The organism is Paracoccus actinidiae, from assembly GCF_030863885.1.
Lineage (GTDB): Bacteria > Pseudomonadota > Alphaproteobacteria > Rhodobacterales > Rhodobacteraceae > Paracoccus > Paracoccus everestensis.
Map to the genome: position 1 here is coordinate 2,758,620 of NZ_CP132956.1, position 16,140 is coordinate 2,774,759.

12 protein-coding genes are annotated in these 16,140 nt (G+C 65.5%); 9 read left to right on the top strand and 3 right to left on the bottom strand.

Features of this window, described 5'->3' with window-relative positions:
- Positions 1-58 precede the first annotated feature (58 nt).
- Positions 59-1,063 (bottom strand): porphobilinogen synthase, encoded by a 1,005-nt coding sequence (gene hemB / locus Q5701_RS13755; RefSeq protein ID WP_306751548.1) that lies wholly within the window; start codon positions 1,061-1,063, stop codon positions 59-61.
- A gap of 90 nt (positions 1,064-1,153) precedes the next feature.
- On the opposite strand from hemB, the gene Q5701_RS13760 reads away from it, so the two are divergent.
- From Q5701_RS13760 to Q5701_RS13775, 4 genes are all read left to right on the top strand, one after another.
- Positions 1,154-1,726, top strand: a complete 573-nt coding sequence (locus Q5701_RS13760; RefSeq protein WP_234853406.1) for a hypothetical protein — start codon at positions 1,154-1,156, stop codon at positions 1,724-1,726.
- A 38-nt stretch (positions 1,727-1,764) separates the two neighbouring features.
- The gene (gene mfd / locus Q5701_RS13765; RefSeq protein WP_306751549.1) at positions 1,765-5,211 is read left to right on the top strand and encodes a transcription-repair coupling factor; all 3,447 of its coding nucleotides are present in this window, start codon (positions 1,765-1,767) and stop codon (positions 5,209-5,211) included.
- 62 nt (positions 5,212-5,273) lie between these two features.
- Entirely contained in the window at positions 5,274-6,326 is a 1,053-nt protein-coding gene (locus Q5701_RS13770; RefSeq protein WP_373568661.1) for an aminodeoxychorismate synthase component I, read from the top strand.
- Complete coding sequence (locus tag Q5701_RS13775) at positions 6,278-6,928, top strand: aminotransferase class IV family protein (RefSeq protein WP_306751551.1); 651 nt, start codon at positions 6,278-6,280, stop codon at positions 6,926-6,928. The genes Q5701_RS13770 and Q5701_RS13775 overlap by 49 nt, the downstream gene beginning before the upstream one ends.
- Before the next feature lie 125 nt (positions 6,929-7,053).
- Here Q5701_RS13775 and clpA read toward each other — a convergent pair whose 3' ends face one another.
- Both clpA and gloB read right to left on the bottom strand, forming a co-directional pair.
- Positions 7,054-9,375: an ATP-dependent Clp protease ATP-binding subunit ClpA gene (gene clpA / locus Q5701_RS13780; RefSeq protein ID WP_234853403.1), complete on the bottom strand. Its 2,322-nt coding sequence runs from the start codon at positions 9,373-9,375 to the stop codon at positions 7,054-7,056.
- A gap of 212 nt (positions 9,376-9,587) precedes the next feature.
- Positions 9,588-10,334: a hydroxyacylglutathione hydrolase gene (gene gloB, locus Q5701_RS13785; protein ID WP_306751553.1), complete on the bottom strand. Its 747-nt coding sequence runs from the start codon at positions 10,332-10,334 to the stop codon at positions 9,588-9,590.
- Between the two features lie 58 nt (positions 10,335-10,392).
- Between gloB and Q5701_RS13790 the strand changes: the two genes are divergently transcribed.
- The 5 genes from Q5701_RS13790 to atpD all read left to right on the top strand — a co-directional run bounded on the left by Q5701_RS13790 (position 10,393) and on the right by atpD (position 16,136).
- Positions 10,393-11,220, top strand: coding sequence for a class I SAM-dependent methyltransferase (locus tag Q5701_RS13790; RefSeq protein ID WP_306751555.1), 828 nt, complete (start codon positions 10,393-10,395; stop codon positions 11,218-11,220).
- Between the two features lie 481 nt (positions 11,221-11,701).
- A complete protein-coding gene (locus Q5701_RS13795) occupies positions 11,702-12,268 on the top strand; it encodes a F0F1 ATP synthase subunit delta (protein ID WP_234853400.1) in 567 nt (188 codons plus the stop codon).
- Entirely contained in the window at positions 12,268-13,803 is a 1,536-nt protein-coding gene (gene atpA, locus Q5701_RS13800) for a F0F1 ATP synthase subunit alpha (protein ID WP_234853399.1), read from the top strand. The genes Q5701_RS13795 and atpA overlap by 1 nt, the downstream gene beginning before the upstream one ends.
- A gap of 12 nt (positions 13,804-13,815) precedes the next feature.
- A complete protein-coding gene (locus tag Q5701_RS13805; RefSeq protein ID WP_306751556.1) occupies positions 13,816-14,694 on the top strand; it encodes a F0F1 ATP synthase subunit gamma in 879 nt (292 codons plus the stop codon).
- 17 nt (positions 14,695-14,711) lie between these two features.
- Positions 14,712-16,136 carry a F0F1 ATP synthase subunit beta gene (atpD, locus tag Q5701_RS13810; protein WP_234853397.1) on the top strand — a complete coding sequence of 475 codons (1,425 nt, stop codon included), beginning with the start codon at positions 14,712-14,714 and terminating at the stop codon, positions 16,134-16,136.
- Positions 16,137-16,140: the final 4 nt, after the last annotated feature.

Consider the following 16,140-nt stretch of genomic DNA (forward strand, 5'->3'; position numbering starts at 1 on the left):
GTATTCCAACGTGCCTGTCACCCGCCCCGATGGAGGCGGGCGACGGTTCGCCTGCCGCCTAGGCACGGGCCGCAATAGCCTCGGCCACCTGGGGCGCGAAATAGGTCAGGATCCCGTCGCAACCCGCCCGGCGGAAGCACAAAAGGCTTTCGAACATGGCGTCGCGCGACAGCCAGCCGTTGCGGATCGCGCCTTCCAGCATCGCGTATTCCCCGCTGACCTGATAGGCAAAGGTGGGTGCGCCGAACTGGTCCTTTACCGCGCGGCAGATGTCCAGATAGGGCAGGCCGGGCTTGACCATGACCATGTCCGCGCCCTCGGCCAAGTCGCGTGCCACGCAGCGGATCGCCTCGCCCCGGTTGGCGGGGTTGACCTGATAGGTCTTCTTGTCGCCCACCAGCCGACCGGATGCGCCCACCGCATCGCGGAACGGACCATAGAAGCTGGAGGCGAACTTGGCGGCATAGGACAGGATCGCCGTGTGCTTGTGACCCGCCCCTTCCAGCGCGCCGCGCAGCGCGCCGATGCGGCCGTCCATCATGTCCGACGGCCCCAGGATGTCGGCGCCGGATTCCGCCTGGACCAGGGCCATGCGCACCAGGGCCTCGACCGTTTCGTCGTTCAGGATCTCTCCGTCGACGACGATGCCGTCATGTCCGTTCGCGTTATAGGGATCGAGCGCGATGTCGGTCACCACCGCCAGGTCCGGCGCGGCTTCCTTGACCGCGCGAATGGCGCGGTTGCCGATGTTGTCGGGATCCCATGCGCGTTCGCAGGTTTCGGTCTTAAGATTCTGATCGGAATGAGGAAAAATGCAGATCGCCGGGATGTTCAGCCGCGCCGCCCGTTCCGCCGCCCGCCGTGCCCCGTCCAGCGTCAGCCGTTCGACGCCGGGCATGGAGGATATTTCCCCCTCGGCCCCCGCGACCTCGGTCACGAAGATCGGCCAGATCAGGTTGGCGGGCGTCACGTCGCATTCCGACACCATGGCGCGGATCGCAGGGGTCCGGCGCAGGCGGCGCAGGCGCGAAGCGGGGAAGGGGGCGATGATCGGCGTCGGCATGGCAGGCTTCCTTTCCGGGGTCGCAAGACGGCTTTTCCTTCTGCAACAGCCGTTCTAAGGTCGCGCGCGACCAAGGACAAGGAAGCCCGCGTGCCGCAATTCGACAGCCTGATCGGCTTTCTGGACAGCCGGTCCTTTGGCACGGTCTGGTATTGGCTGGTGGTGATCGGCACCTGGTCGCTGACCGGTCGCGGCGTGATCGGGGTTCCGGTCGAAATCCTGGGCCGCGCCCGCACGGCGATCCAGGCGGGCGAGAGCGAATCCCCTGTCGTGCTGCACCTGCTGGACTGGCTGTCGCTGGTCCTGCCCCGCTGGCGCCTGGGCGCGCGGGAAGGCGCGGTGTTCCTGGGGGCTACGGGATTTGCGCTGACCTCGCTTGCGATCATGGGACTTGGCTATGGGCTGGAACTGGCGCTTGCCGGTTTCCTGCTGCTGTTTCCCTTTGCGATCCTGTTCTGGATGCGCGTGGCGCTTGCCCGCCGCCTGGTGCCCTTGCTGGACGCCGCGGAACAGGGCGCGCAGCCCGTTCCGGCCATCGCGGCCGAGGCCGTGCGCCGCATGGTGATCCACCGGCGGCTGGTCACGGTCCTGTCGATGGCGGCGGTCGCGGTGACGGCCTTGCTGGGTGCGCTGTGGTCGCTGATCCATCCCTATGGCTTCTGACGCCTTGACTCCGCCGCGCGGGGCTTTACCTCAACCGCATGGCCGAACACCTGATCCTTTCCGGCGCGCCCGAGGGCTATGACGCCGCGTTGCTTGCGCGCGAGGCTGCGCGCGGCGCGCCCGTGATCCACATCGCCCGCGACGACCGCCGCATGGCCGCGATGCGGGCATCCCTGTCTTTCCTTGCGCCCGATCTTGTCGTTTTGGATTTTCCGGCCTGGGATACGACGCCTTACGACCGCGTCTCGCCCTCGCCCGATATCCAGGCGGCGCGCATGGCGACATTGGCGGGCCTGGTGCAGGGGGCGGTCAAGGGACCGTTCGTGCTGCTAACCACGCTGAACGCCGTGCTGCAACGGGTGCCCGCCCGCAATGTGGTCCAGGGCGCCAGCTTCGTGGCCCGCGTGGGCGACCGCATCGACGAAGGCGCCTTGCGCGATTTCCTGGTGCGCATGGGCTTCACACAGTCGCCCACCGTGACCGAACCCGGCGATTATGCGGTGCGCGGCGGGATCATCGACATCTTCCCGCCCGGTGAATCCGGCCCTGTGCGGCTGGATCTGTTTGGCGACGTGCTGGACGGCGCGCGCCGGTTCGATGCGGAAACGCAGCGCACCACCGAAAAGCTGTCCCGGATCGAGCTTGCGCCCATGTCCGAGGTGATCCTGGATCAGGACGCCATTACCCGGTTCCGCCAGAACTATCGCACCGAATATGGCGGGGGCACGAACGACCCGCTGTATGAAAGCGTCAGCGCGGGACGCAAGACGGCGGGGATGGAACACTGGCTGCCCTGGTTCCACGACCGGATGGAAAGCCTGTTCGATTACCTGCCCGGTGCATCCATCCTGCTGGACGACCATGTGGGTCAGGTCATCGACGCCCGCCGGGGCATGATCAACGAACAGTTCGGGGCGCGAAAGGCCGCGATGGCTGCCAAGGGGCGCAGCGACACGGTCTATAAACCCGTGCCGCCAGACGCGATGTTCCCCCCTGAAGGCGAATGGTCCGCCTGGCTGGCCGCGCACCGGGTGCTGCGGCTGTCGGTCCTGCCGCAGCCGCCGGGACCGGGGGTGCTGGACGCGGGCGGGCGCGTGGGCCGCAATTTCGCGCCGGAGCGCCAGGCCGAAAGCATCAACCTGTTCAAGGCCCTGGCCGATCATGTGAAGGCATTGTCCAAGGACCACCGGGTCGTCGTCGCCAGCTTTTCCGAAGGCGCGCGGGAACGCTTGGCCGGCTTGCTGGCGGATGAAGGCATGGCCGTTGCCAAGCCCGTCACCGACATCCGCGACCTGTCGGACAAACCGGGCACCGTTGGTCTGGCGGTCTGGCCGCTGGACGAAGGCTTCGTGGCGGACGGGCAGGCGCTTGGCAAGCTGGCGGTGATTTCCGAACAGGACGTGCTGGGCGACCGCCTGATCCGGGGCGCCAAGAAGCGCCGCAAGGCCGACAATTTCCTGAAGGACACGACCAGCCTGACGCCGGGCGATCTGGTCGTCCATGTCGAACACGGCATCGGTCGTTACACGGGGCTGGAAACCATCAAGGCCATGGGCGTGCCCCATGACTGTGTGGCGCTGGAATATGCGGGCGGCGACCGCCTTTACCTGCCGGTCGAGAATATCGAACTGCTGTCGCGCTATGGGCACGAGGAAGGGCTGCTGGACCGTCTTGGCGGCGGGGCCTGGCAGGCGCGAAAGGCGCGCCTCAAGGAACGTATCAAGCTGATCGCCGACAAGCTGATGCGGGTCGCCGCCGAACGCCTGCTGCGTGCTGCCCCCGTTCTGGAACCCGAGGATCACGACTGGCATGCCTTCGCCGCGCGCTTTCCCTATAGCGAAACCGACGACCAACTGTCCGCCATCGAGGACGTGGCTGAGGATCTGGCGGCCGGCCGCCCCATGGATCGCCTGATCGTGGGCGACGTGGGCTTCGGCAAGACCGAGGTCGCGATGCGCGCGGCCTTTATCGCGGCAAGCCAGGGGATGCAGGTCGCGGTCGTTGCACCCACGACCCTGCTGGCGCGGCAGCATTTCAAGACCTTCGCCGAACGCTTCCGGGGCACGGCCATTGTGGTTCGCCCCTTGTCGCGTTTCGTTTCCACCAAGGATGCGGCCAAGACGCGCGAAGGGCTGTCCGACGGCGCGGTCGATATTGTCGTCGGCACCCATGCGGTGCTGGCCAAAGGGGTGCGCTTCAAGAATCTCGGCCTGCTGATCATCGACGAGGAACAGCATTTCGGCGTCGCCCACAAGGAGCGGCTTAAGGAACTGCGCAGCGACATCCACGTCCTGACCCTGACCGCGACGCCCATCCCGCGGACGCTGCAACTGTCGCTGACCGGCGTGCGCGACCTGTCGGTCATCGGCACGCCGCCCGTGGACCGCCTGTCGATCCGCACCTATGTCAGCGAATTCGACAGCGTCACCATCCGAGAGGCCCTGCTGCGCGAGAAATATCGCGGCGGGCAAAGCTTCTTCGTGGTTCCGCGCCTGTCCGACCTGCCGGACGTGGAACACTGGCTGCGCGAGAATATGCCCGAGGTCAGCTATCTTGTCGCCCATGGCCAGCTTGCGGCGGGCGATCTGGATGGGCGGATGAATGGCTTTTACGACGGCAGCCATGACGTGCTGGTCGCGACCTCGATCGTGGAATCCGGCCTGGATATCCCGACCGCCAACACCATGATCGTCTGGCGCGCCGATATGTTCGGGCTGGCGCAGCTTTACCAGATCCGGGGCCGGGTAGGCCGGTCCAAGACCCGCGCTTACTGCTATCTGACCACCAAGCCGCGCCAGCCGCTGACCCCGCAGGCCATGCGGCGGCTGAAATTCCTGGGATCCATCGACGGGCTGGGGGCGGGCTTCAACCTGGCCTCGCAGGACTTGGATCTGCGCGGCGCCGGCAACCTTCTGGGCGAGGAACAGTCGGGCCATATCAAGGAGGTGGGTTTCGAACTTTACCAGCAGATGCTGGAGGAAACCATCGCCAAGCTGAAATCGGGCGAGATCGAGGGCACCCCCGAGGACGAATGGGCGCCGCAACTGAACCTGGGCGTGCCGGTGACGATCCCGGAAAGCTTCATCCCCGACCTGGACGTGCGCCTTGGCCTGTACCGCCGCTTGTCCGGCCTGACCACCAAGGTCGAACTGGAAGGCTTTGCCGCCGAGCTGATCGACCGCTTCGGTCCCCTGCCGCGAGAGGTGAACACCCTGCTGCTGGTGATCCGCATCAAGGCGATGGCCAAGCGGGCCAATATCTCGCGGCTGGATGCCGGGCCGAAGGGGGCGACGGTGCAGTTCCACATGGACAAGTTCCCCAACCCCTCTGGCTTGGTTGAATTCCTGACCGAACATCGGGCGCGGGCGAAGGTCACCGACAACAAGATCTTCGTGGCCAACGACTGGAAGACGGATGCCGACCGCATCAAGGGCGCCTTCGCGGTGGCCCGCGATCTGGCGGCCAAGGCCAAGGCCACCAAGTGACCGGGCAAATCCGGTTCGACCACGGCCCCTTGCCCGGCGGCACCCTGTTCGCGGCGCCCCGGATGGTGATCCGCGCCGACACGGCGGCGGGCGTCGCCCCGGCCTTGGCTGCCATCGAGGCCGCGCGGGCGCAGGGGCATTGGATCGCGGGCTGCCTATCCTATGAATTAGGCCATGCGCTGACCCCGAAACTGGCCCCGCTGATGCCTGCGGGGCGCAGCCATCCGCTGATCCTGATGGGGGTCTTCGACCGCCCCCGACCCGTGCCGGCCTTGCCCGAATCCACCGCCGCCATCGGCCCCGCGCAAGCGCTGTGGTCGCGCGCGCGCTATGACGCGGCCATTGCCAGGGCGCGGGACTACATCGCTGCGGGCGATTGCTATCAGGTCAACCTGACCTTCCCGATGCAAGCCGATGTGGCCGGCGAACCCTTGGCCCTTTACGGCGCCCTCGCGGCGCGGCAACCGGTAGGCGAGGGGGCCTTTGTCGATCTGGGAGGGCCGGTCGTCTTGTCGCGCAGCCCGGAACTGTTCTTTGCCGTTGATGGGTCGGGCCGCATCGAAACGCGGCCGATGAAGGGCACGGCCCCGCGCGGGGGCGACGCCGCCCAAGACGCGGATCGCGCGGCCGCCTTGGCCGCGTCCGAAAAGGACCGGGCCGAGAACCTGATGATCGTCGATCTGCTGCGCAACGATCTGTCGCGCATCTGCCTGCCAGGCAGCGTAAGGGTGCCGCAGCTGTTCCATGTCGAAACCTATGCCACGCTGCACCAGATGGTTTCCGCCGTGACGGGGCAGTTGGCGCCTGGGGTCGGTTTCCCGGATATCCTGCGGGCGCTGTTTCCTTGCGGGTCCATCACGGGGGCGCCGAAAATCCGGGCGATGCAGATCATCGCGGAACTGGAACAGGCCGCGCGGGGCGTTTACTGCGGGGCGATAGGCTGGATGGATCCTGCGGGGCCGATGCGCTTTTCGGTGGCGATCCGCACGCCGGTTTTGGACCGCCCGGATCGCCTGCTGCTGAATGTGGGCGGCGGCATCACCCATGACAGCCGCGCCGGATCCGAATGGGAGGAAGCATTGTGCAAGGCCGCATTCCTGGACCTGTCCCCCTAGGCCTGACCGTTTTCGAAACAATGCGCGTCGAGGCGGATGGCCGGATCGCGCTGTGGCCGCTGCACCGTGATCGGCTGCGGCACGGTTGCGCGCTGGTTGGCTTTCCGCTGAATGAGGATGCGGTCCAGGCCGCGCTGGGCGCCGTGCCGAAGGGCCAAATCCTGCGGGTGCGGCTGGCGGTCGATGCGGTGGGGGCGATTGGCGTGACGCACCAGCCGCTGCCTGCCAATCCGGCCTTCTGGCGGGTGGTCATGTCGCGGTTGCGGCTGGACAGCGGCGATCCCTGGCTGGGGATCAAGACCTCGCATCGACCCGTCTATGACCAGGCGCGTGCGGCCTTGCCCGAGGGGGCGGACGAGGCGATCCTGCTGAACGAACGCGGCGAGGTCTGCGAAGGGACCATCACCAACCTGTTCATGCGGCGGGGAGACCGGCTGCTGACGCCGCCGCTGTCCTGCGGGCTGCTGCCGGGGGTGCTGCGCAGGTCGCTGATCGACGCGAGCAGGGCCGAGGAGGCGCGGCTGATGCCCGCCGATCTGGCCGCGGGCGATCTGTTCATGGGGAACGCCTTGCGCGGGCTGATCCCGGCGCAACTGGTCTGAGGGGAAGGGCGTTTCCAACCCCCATCGAGGGGGCCGGAAACGCCAAGCCTTCGGCTTGCCGCCCGCCGCAAAAGAAAAGCCCCGCCGCGACAAGGTCGGGCGGGGCTTCGTTCCTGTCGGGCCGATCACTCGGCGGTCAAAAGCGGCGTCTTGGACTTGCCGATGCGCGGGGCGTCCGGGCCGGTGATGTCGAAGGCGGGCTTGTCGTCCTCGATCTTCACGCGGACCACGCCGCCCTTGGTCAGCCGGCCGAACAGCAGTTCCTCGGCCAGCGGCTTCTTGATGTTCTCCTGGATCACGCGGCCAAGGGGACGCGCGCCCATCTTGTCGTCGTAACCCTTTTCGGCCAGCCAGTCGGCAGCCTCGGGGGTCAGCTCGATATGGACGTTGCGGTCCATCAGCTGCGCTTCCAGTTGCAGCACGAACTTTTCGACCACATGGACCACCACGTCGCGCGACAGGGCAGCAAAGCTGATGACAGCGTCCAGACGGTTGCGGAACTCGGGCGTGAAGGTCCGCTCGATCGCGGCGGTATCCTCGCCCTCGCGCTTGTCGCGGCCAAAGCCGATCGCGGCCTTCTGCATATCGGACGCACCCGCGTTCGAGGTCATGATCAGGATCACGTTGCGGAAATCCACCTGACGGCCGTTGTGGTCCGTCAGCTTGCCGTGATCCATCACCTGCAACAGGATGTTGTAGACATCCGGGTGCGCCTTCTCGATCTCGTCCAGCAGCAGCACGCAATGCGGATGCTGGTCCACGCCGTCGGTCAGCATCCCGCCCTGGTCAAAGCCGACATAGCCCGGAGGTGCGCCGATCAGACGGGAAACCGCGTGCTTCTCCATGTATTCCGACATATCGAAGCGCAACAGTTCCACGCCGAGGGTGCTTGCCAACTGCTTGGCAACCTCGGTCTTGCCGACGCCCGTGGGTCCGGCGAACAGATAGTTGCCGATAGGCTTTTCGGGTTCCCGCAGGCCCGCGCGCGCCAGCTTGATGGCTGACGACAGCGCCGTGATCGCCGCGTCCTGACCGAAAACGACCCGCTTCAACGAGGATTCGAGATCGCGAAGAACCTCGGCATCGTCCTTGCTGACGTTTTTCGGCGGGATGCGGGCGATCTTGGCCACCACGGCCTCGATCTCCTTGGGGGAAATCGTCTTGCGGCGCTTGCTTTCGGAAACCAGATGCTGCGCCGCCCCCGCCTCGTCGATCACGTCGATGGCGCTGTCAGGCAGCTTGCGGTCATTGATATACCGGCTGGCCAGTTCCACCGCCGACTTGATCGCCTCGTTGGTATAGCGAAGATCGTGGTGCTTTTCGAAGGACGGTTTCAGGCCCATCAGGATCTTGATCGTGTCGGGAACCGAAGGTTCGTTCACGTCGATCTTCTGGAACCGGCGCGCAAGGGCGCGGTCCTTTTCGAAGTGCTGGCGGAACTCCTTGTAGGTGGTGGATCCCATGCAGCGCAGCTTGCCGCCCGACAGCGCGGGCTTGAGCAGGTTCGAGGCATCCATCGCCCCGCCCGAGGTCGCGCCTGCGCCTATGACGGTGTGGATCTCGTCGATGAACAGGATCGCGTCGGGATGGTTTTCCAACTCCTTCACGACGGCCTTCAGGCGTTCCTCGAAATCGCCGCGATAACGGGTGCCTGCCAGAAGCGCGCCCATGTCCAGCGAAAAGATCGTCGCGCCCGCCAGAACGTCGGGGGTTTCCCCGCGCGTGATCTTCAGCGCCAGGCCTTCCGCAATGGCGGTCTTGCCCACGCCGGGATCGCCCACCAGAAGCGGGTTGTTCTTGCGGCGGCGGCACAGAACCTGGATGGCGCGTTCAACCTCGGGTTCGCGGCCAATCAGGGGGTCCACGTCGCCTTTCTTGGATTTGGCATTCAGATCGACGCAGTATTTCCCAAGCGCGGTTTCGTCCTTGGCCTCGGGCGCGGATTCGGCCTGTTTCTGTTCAGGCTCGTCCGATCCGACCACCTTGCGGTTTTCGTTGAAGGACGGGTTCTTGGCCACGCCATGGGCAATGAAGTTGACCGCGTCATAGCGGGTCATGTCCATTTCCTGCAGGAAGAAGGCCGCATTCGATTCGCGTTCGGCAAAGATCGCGACCAGGACATTGGCGCCCGTCACTTCTTGCCGGCCCGAGCTTTGGACATGGATCGCGGCGCGTTGGATCACCCGCTGGAAGGCGGCGGTGGGAACGGCCTCGGATCCCTCCACGTCGGTGATAAGGGTGGACAGGTCATCTTCGATGAAATCGATCAGCAGCTTGCGCAGTTCGTCCAGATCGACATTACAGGCGCGCATCACCTTGACCGCGTCCGGTTCCTCGGTCAGGGCCAGAAGAAGATGTTCGAGCGTGGCAAGCTCGTGTCGATGTTCGTTCGCCAGCGCAAGCGCCTGGTGAATGGCCTGTTCCAGTGAGGTCGAGAAACTTGGCACGTTCGTCTCCTGTCAGTCGACTGGCGGTATGGGCATATCTTGAGGCCCACCTGCCCAGACTGTCACGATACAGTTAAGATTCGGTGGATTTCAGTCAGCATCAAGAGCTTTCTCGTCCCGATGCCACGTTTTTCCCACGGTTGAGGCAGATGTGATGCGCCGGGATGCGGATTTCAAGCACGACCCCCGGCGCTGCGGTTTTCACTTGCCCGTCAGAACCTGTCCTTCATGGCGCGCAGCCGGGCGAAAACCTCTGCGTCGGGGGCCTCGTCCATGCCCAGCGACGCGCGCAGGGCGGCGACCCGCAGGAAGGGATTCGTTTCACGCTCCATGGCCAGGGTCGCGGGGGCGCATGGCTGTTCGGCACGCTGGACAGCATCCAGCCGGTCGCGCAGGGCCGGGTTGTCGGGATCGACCGACAGCGCAAAGGCCCCGTTGCCCATGCAATAATCATGGCCCGAACAGATCAGCGTGTCGGCGGGCAGGGCGTTCAGCCGCGACAGGCTGGCCCACATCATCGCGGCCGACCCCTCGAACAGGCGGCCGCAGCCAAGCGCCATCAGGCTGTCGGCGGTAAAGGCAAAGCCGGACTGGGGAAAATGAAAGGCAACATGGCCCACGGTATGGCCGGGCACGTCGATGATCGCGACGGGTTCGCCCAGAACCTCCAGCGGTTCGCCCGGCGTGATGCGCAGGTCCAGCGGCGGCAGGCGGTGGGCATCGGCTGCCGCGCCGATCACCATGGCGCCGGTCGCCTCGACGATCTCGGCCACGCCATCGACGTGATCGCCGTGGTGGTGGGTCAGAAGGATCGCCGACAGGCTCCGGTCGCGGGCGGCCAGTTCGCGCAGGATGGGGGTCGCCTCGGGGGCGTCGATCAGGACGGTGCCGTCGGCGCCGTGCAGCAGATAGGCATAGTTGTCGGTCCGGCAGCGCAGCGTGACCAGTTCCAGCGGCATTGGCAAAGTCCCTTTCCTGTGTTGTGTTCAAGCCTGTCAAAAGCCGGGCCGGGGCGCAATGCACCACGATATCGCGGACCTTCGCCAGTTCTATTACCAGCGGTCGCTGGGACGCGTGGTGCAGCGAATCCTGCGCGACCGGCTGGTGTCGCGCTGGCCGCCGGGGGGATGCACCGGCATGACGGTGGCGGGCTTTGGCTTCGCCGCCCCGATGCTGCGGCCGTTCCTGCATTCCGCGCGGCGCGTGACGGCGCTGATGCCAGGTCCGCAGGGGGTGATGGCCTGGCCTGCCGGGATGCCCAATCACAGCGTCTTGTGCGACGAGACAGCCTGGCCGCTGGAAACCGGCAGCGTGGACCGGCTGGTCATGCTGCACGGGCTGGAAACCAGCGACGATCCCACCGCCCTTCTGGCCGAGGCCTGGCGCGTCCTTGGTCCCGGCGGGCGGATGATGGTGATGGTACCGAACCGGGCGGGCCTGTGGGCCGCGTCCGAGCGCACCCCATTCGGCCTGGGCCGAAGCTATACGACCGGCCAGATCGAAACCCAGGCCCGGCGAGCGGGTTTCGTGCCGGAATGGCATGGATCGGCCGTCTATATCCCGCCTTCCGACCGGCGGTTCTGGCTGGGCAGCGCACAGATGTGGGAACGCACGGGCACGCGCATCAGCCGCGTCCTGATCGCGGGCGTCGTGCTGATCGAATTGTCAAAGCAGGTGCGGGCGATGATTGGACCGGAACAGCGCGTCCATGTCCCTAGCCCACTGGAGATCCTGGACGGCGTTGCCAGGCCCCGGCCTGCCCGCGCGCCGCTGGGGCGACATCTGCAACATTTGCAAGACGACCGACCGCGCTGGCCGGTCGAATCGCGGCAGACCTGTCCATAAGGTGAACTGCCCCCCGGCGAAGATTTCGCATATGCCGGATTTGTACCTGGTAGCCTGCTGTTTGTGTTCATCCGTTCAATCGATCCCGATATCGACGAAGCGGACAAGCCCCTCTGTTCCGTTCCCAGTTGCGCCCGGCGCACGGGGTCAGTTCCTGCTGGCCGCGCGCGCCGGGTTTTTTTTGTTTGTTTTGGGACCAGGGGGGCAGGGGCCGCAACAGCCCTGCATCCCGTCCTGCCCCCGCCTGCGACAGCCTGCCGCACCCTGTCCGGCGTTTTGCGCGGCGATCCGCACGGCGCGGATTCTTAGGTCGCAAGCCTCTCATTTCCGTGCGCTATCCGGTTGCCCGGGCCGCATTCACCTGCTAGAGACGCCGCAGATTTCCGAACGGCCCTCCATAAGCCGTGCGACTGCGACCCGCACCCCGCGACAGACCGGCAGCAAACCGGCCCGCCAGTGGGGCTTGCGCAAACCGTAAAGGATGACCGTGGCCAACTCTGTTTCCATGTCCCAGAGCATCGCCGGGCGCTATGCGCAGGCCGTCTTTGACATCGTCAAGGAAGACGGGGGCCTCGACGGCCTGGCGCAGCAGACCCAGGATCTGGGCGCCGCGCTGCATGACAGCGCCGATCTGCGCGACCTGATCAGCTCGCCTATCTATACCCGCGACGACCAGGCCCGCGCCATTGGCGCCTTGTCCCAGAAGATGGGCTTGTCGCCTGTCCTGGCCAACACGCTGCAACTGATGGCCCGGAACCGCCGCCTGTTCGTGCTGCCCCAACTGGTGCGCCAGCTGCAGGCGCTGATCGCCGACGAACGCGGCGAGGTCACCGCCGACGTGACAAGCGCCATCGCCCTGAACGACGACCAGCAGGCACGCCTGCGCGACACGCTGGCACGGAAGTCCGGCAAGAAAGTCAAACTGAACACCCGCGTCGATGAGGCTCTCATCGGCGGCATGATTGTCAAGCTGGGTTCGCAGATGATCGACAGCTCGATCCGCTCGAAGCTCGCTTCCCTCCAGAATGCTATGAAAGAGGTCGGATAATGGGAATCCAGGCAGCCGAAATTTCGGCCATCCTCAAGGATCAGATCAGGAATTTCGGCCAGGAAGCCGAAGTGGCCGAAGTGGGCCAGGTGCTGTCCGTCGGTGACGGCATCGCCCGCGTCTATGGCCTCGACAAGGTGCAGGCCGGCGAGATGGTGGAATTCCCGGGCGGCGTCCGGGGCATGGTTCTGAACCTCGAGACCGACAACGTCGGCATCGTGATCTTCGGCGACGACCGCGAGATCAAGGAAGGCGACACCGTCAAGCGCACCCGCTCCATCGTGGACGTGCCGGTGGGCAAGGCCCTGCTGGGCCGCGTCGTTGACGGCCTGGGCAATCCCATCGACGGCAAGGGCCCGATCGAGGCGACCGAGCGCCGCATCGCCGACGTGAAGGCGCCGGGCATCATGCCGCGCAAATCGGTGCACGAGCCGATGGCGACCGGCCTGAAGGCCGTGGACGCGATGATCCCCGTTGGCCGCGGCCAGCGCGAACTGATCATCGGCGACCGCCAGACCGGCAAGACCGCCATCGCCCTGGACACCATCCTGAACCAGTTGAACTACAACGGCCGCGAAGGCGACGGCATGAAGACGCTGCACTGCGTCTATGTCGCCGTGGGCCAGAAGCGCTCGACGGTGGCCCAGCTGGTCAAGAAGCTGGAAGAAACCGGCGCCATGGCCTATACGACCGTTGTGGCCGCGACCGCGTCCGATCCTGCGCCGATGCAGTTCCTGGCGCCTTATTCCGGCACCGCGATCGGGGAATATTTCCGCGACAACGGCATGGACGCGCTGATCATCTATGACGACCTGTCCAAGCAGGCCGTGGCCTATCGCCAGATGTCGCTGCTGCTGCGCCGTCCGCCCGGCCGCGAAGCCTATCCGGGCGACGTGTTCTATCTGCATTCCCGCCTGCTGGAGCGTTCGGCCAAGCTGAACGAGAACCACGGCGCAGGTTCGCTGACCGCGCTGCCGATCATCGAAACCCAGGCAGGCGACGTGTCGGCCTATATCCCGACCAACGTGATCTCGATCACCGACGGCCAGATCTTCCTGGAAACCGAACTGTTCTTCCAGGGCATCCGTCCTGCCGTGAACACCGGTCTGTCGGTGTCCCGCGTGGGTTCGGCCGCCCAGACCAAGGCGATGAAATCCGTCGCCGGCCCGGTCAAGCTGGAACTGGCCCAGTATCGCGAGATGGCGGCATTCGCCCAGTTCGGGTCCGACCTGGACGCGGCCACGCAGCGCCTGCTGAACCGCGGTGCGCGCCTGACCGAGTTGATGAAGCAGGCCCAGTATCGCCCGCTGACGAACGCGGAGATCGTGATCGTGATCTATGCCGGGACCAAGGGTTACATCGACAACGTGCCGGTGCGCGATGTCGTGGCCTGGGAAGAAGGGCTGCTCCAGTTCCTGCGCAACCAGAAGTCCGACCTGCTGGACGACATGACCCGCAACGACCGCAAGGTGTCGGGCGACCTGGAAGCCGCGATCAAGGCCGCGTTGGACGCATACAACAAGACCCGCGCCTGAGAGGGGGAATAGATGCCCAGTCTCAAGGATCTCAAGAACCGGATCGGAAGCGTCAAGAACACGCGGAAGATCACGAAGGCGATGCAAATGGTCGCCGCCGCGAAACTGCGCCGTGCGCAGGACGCGGCGGTTGCCGCGCGTCCCTATGCCGACCGGATGGCGGCGGTGATGGCCGGGCTGACCGCGAATGCGGCCGGTTCGGCATCGGCGCCGCGCCTGCTGGCGGGAACGGGTGCGGACCGCAGGCATCTGCTGGTGGTCATGACCTCGGAACGCGGCCTGGCAGGCGGCTTCAACAGTTCCATCGTCAAGCTGGCCAGGCAGCACGCCGACCGCCTGCGGGGCGAAGGAAAGGAAGTCGCGATCCTGACCGTCGGCAAGAAGGGCCGCGAGCAGCTGAAGCGCGACTATGGCAGCCTGTTCGTCAGCCATGTCGATATGTCCGAAGTCAAGCGCGTGGGCTATGACAATGCCCGCGCCATCGCCGACGACGTGCTGGACCGGTTCGAGGCCGGTGACTTCGACGTGGCGACGATCTTCTATAACCGGTTCGAATCGGTGATCAGCCAGATCCCGACCGCGCGCCAGATCATCCCGGCCGAAATGCCGGAAGGTGAAGCGGCAGGCGGCGCCTCGGCCTTGTATGATTACGAACCTGGCGAGGATGCCATTCTTGGCGAACTGCTGCCGCGTTCGATCGCGACGCAGGTGTTTGCGGCGCTTCTGGAAAACGCGGCCTCGGAACAGGGCGCGCGGATGACGGCCATGGACAACGCCACGCGCAATGCGGGCGACATGATCGACCGTCTGACAACGGTGTACAACCGCTCGCGTCAGGCAGCGATTACCAAGGAACTCATCGAAATCATTTCGGGCGCCGAGGCGCTCTGACACGCAGGGGTAATCACATGGCAGAGGCCACTGGTAAAATCACGCAGGTGATCGGCGCCGTCGTTGACGTGCAGTTCGACAGTCACCTGCCGGCAATTCTGAACGCGCTGGAAACCAGCAACAACGGCAAGAAGCTGGTCTTGGAAGTGGCGCAGCATCTTGGCGAGAACACTGTGCGCACCATCGCGATGGATGCGACCGAAGGCCTGGTCCGGGGCGAGCCGGTCAGCGACACCGGCGGTCCGATCACCGTGCCCGTGGGCGACGTGACGCTGGGCCGCATCCTGAACGTCGTGGGCGAACCGGTTGACGAAGGCACGCCGCTGAACGTCACCGAACGTCGTGCGATCCACCAGCCGGCCCCCGAATTCGCCGCGCAGGCCACTTCGTCGGAAATCCTGGTCACCGGCATCAAGGTCATCGACCTGCTGGCGCCCTATTCCAAGGGCGGCAAGATCGGCCTGTTCGGCGGCGCCGGCGTGGGCAAGACCGTTCTGATCATGGAACTGATCAACAACATCGCCAAGGTGCACTCGGGCTATTCCGTGTTCGCGGGCGTTGGCGAACGCACCCGCGAGGGCAACGACCTGTATCACGAAATGGTCGAATCCGGCGTTATCGTTCCCGACAACCTGGTCGAATCGAAAGTGGCCCTGGTTTACGGCCAGATGAACGAGCCGCCGGGTGCGCGGATGCGCGTTGCCCTGACCGGCCTGACTGTTGCGGAACAGTTCCGCGATGCCTCGGGCACGGATGTTCTGTTCTTCGTGGACAACATCTTCCGCTTTACCCAGGCGGGTTCCGAAGTGTCGGCGCTGCTGGGCCGCATCCCGTCCGCCGTGGGATACCAGCCGACGCTGGCCACCGACATGGGCGCGATGCAGGAACGCATCACCTCGACCAAGAACGGCTCGATCACCTCGATCCAGGCCGTCTATGTTCCGGCCGACGACCTGACCGACCCGGCGCCTGCCACGACCTTTGCCCACCTGGACGCCACGACCGTGCTGTCGCGTGCGATTTCGGAACTGGGCATCTATCCGGCCGTGGATCCGCTGGATTCCAACAGCCGGATCCTCGACCCCGCCGTCGTGGGCGAGGAGCATTATCAGGTGGCCCGCGACGTTCAGGGTATCTTGCAGAAATACAAGTCGCTGCAGGACATCATCGCCATCCTGGGCATGGACGAACTGTCCGAGGAGGACAAGCTGACCGTGGCCCGCGCCCGGAAGATCCAGCGCTTCCTGTCCCAGCCCTTCGACGTGGCCAAGGTGTTCACCGGGTCCGACGGGGTCCAGGTGCCGCTGGAAAAGACCATTGCCTCGTTCAAGGCCGTGGTTGCCGGTGAATACGACCACCTGCCGGAAGGCGCCTTCTACATGGTTGGCGATATCGAGGACGTGAAGGCGAAAGCCCAGCGTCTTGCGGCAGAAGCCGCGTAAGGGG

What these genes read in the sequence shown, in the direction of transcription:
- hemB (WP_306751548.1), bottom strand. Translation starts at nt 1,063, where the DNA reads ATGCCGACGCCGATCATCGCCCCCTTCCCCGCTTCGCGCCTGCGCCGC.
- mfd (WP_306751549.1), top strand. Translation starts at nt 1,765, where the DNA reads ATGGCCGAACACCTGATCCTTTCCGGCGCGCCCGAGGGCTATGACGCC.
- Q5701_RS13770 (WP_373568661.1), top strand. Translation starts at nt 5,274, where the DNA reads ATGGTGATCCGCGCCGACACGGCGGCGGGCGTCGCCCCGGCCTTGGCT.
- Q5701_RS13775 (WP_306751551.1), top strand. Translation starts at nt 6,278, where the DNA reads ATGGGAGGAAGCATTGTGCAAGGCCGCATTCCTGGACCTGTCCCCCTA.
- gloB (WP_306751553.1), bottom strand. Translation starts at nt 10,334, where the DNA reads ATGCCGCTGGAACTGGTCACGCTGCGCTGCCGGACCGACAACTATGCC.
- Q5701_RS13790 (WP_306751555.1), top strand. Translation starts at nt 10,393, where the DNA reads ATGCACCACGATATCGCGGACCTTCGCCAGTTCTATTACCAGCGGTCG.
- Q5701_RS13795 (WP_234853400.1), top strand. Translation starts at nt 11,702, where the DNA reads ATGACCGTGGCCAACTCTGTTTCCATGTCCCAGAGCATCGCCGGGCGC.
- atpA (WP_234853399.1), top strand. Translation starts at nt 12,268, where the DNA reads ATGGGAATCCAGGCAGCCGAAATTTCGGCCATCCTCAAGGATCAGATC.
- Q5701_RS13805 (WP_306751556.1), top strand. Translation starts at nt 13,816, where the DNA reads ATGCCCAGTCTCAAGGATCTCAAGAACCGGATCGGAAGCGTCAAGAAC.
- atpD (WP_234853397.1), top strand. Translation starts at nt 14,712, where the DNA reads ATGGCAGAGGCCACTGGTAAAATCACGCAGGTGATCGGCGCCGTCGTT.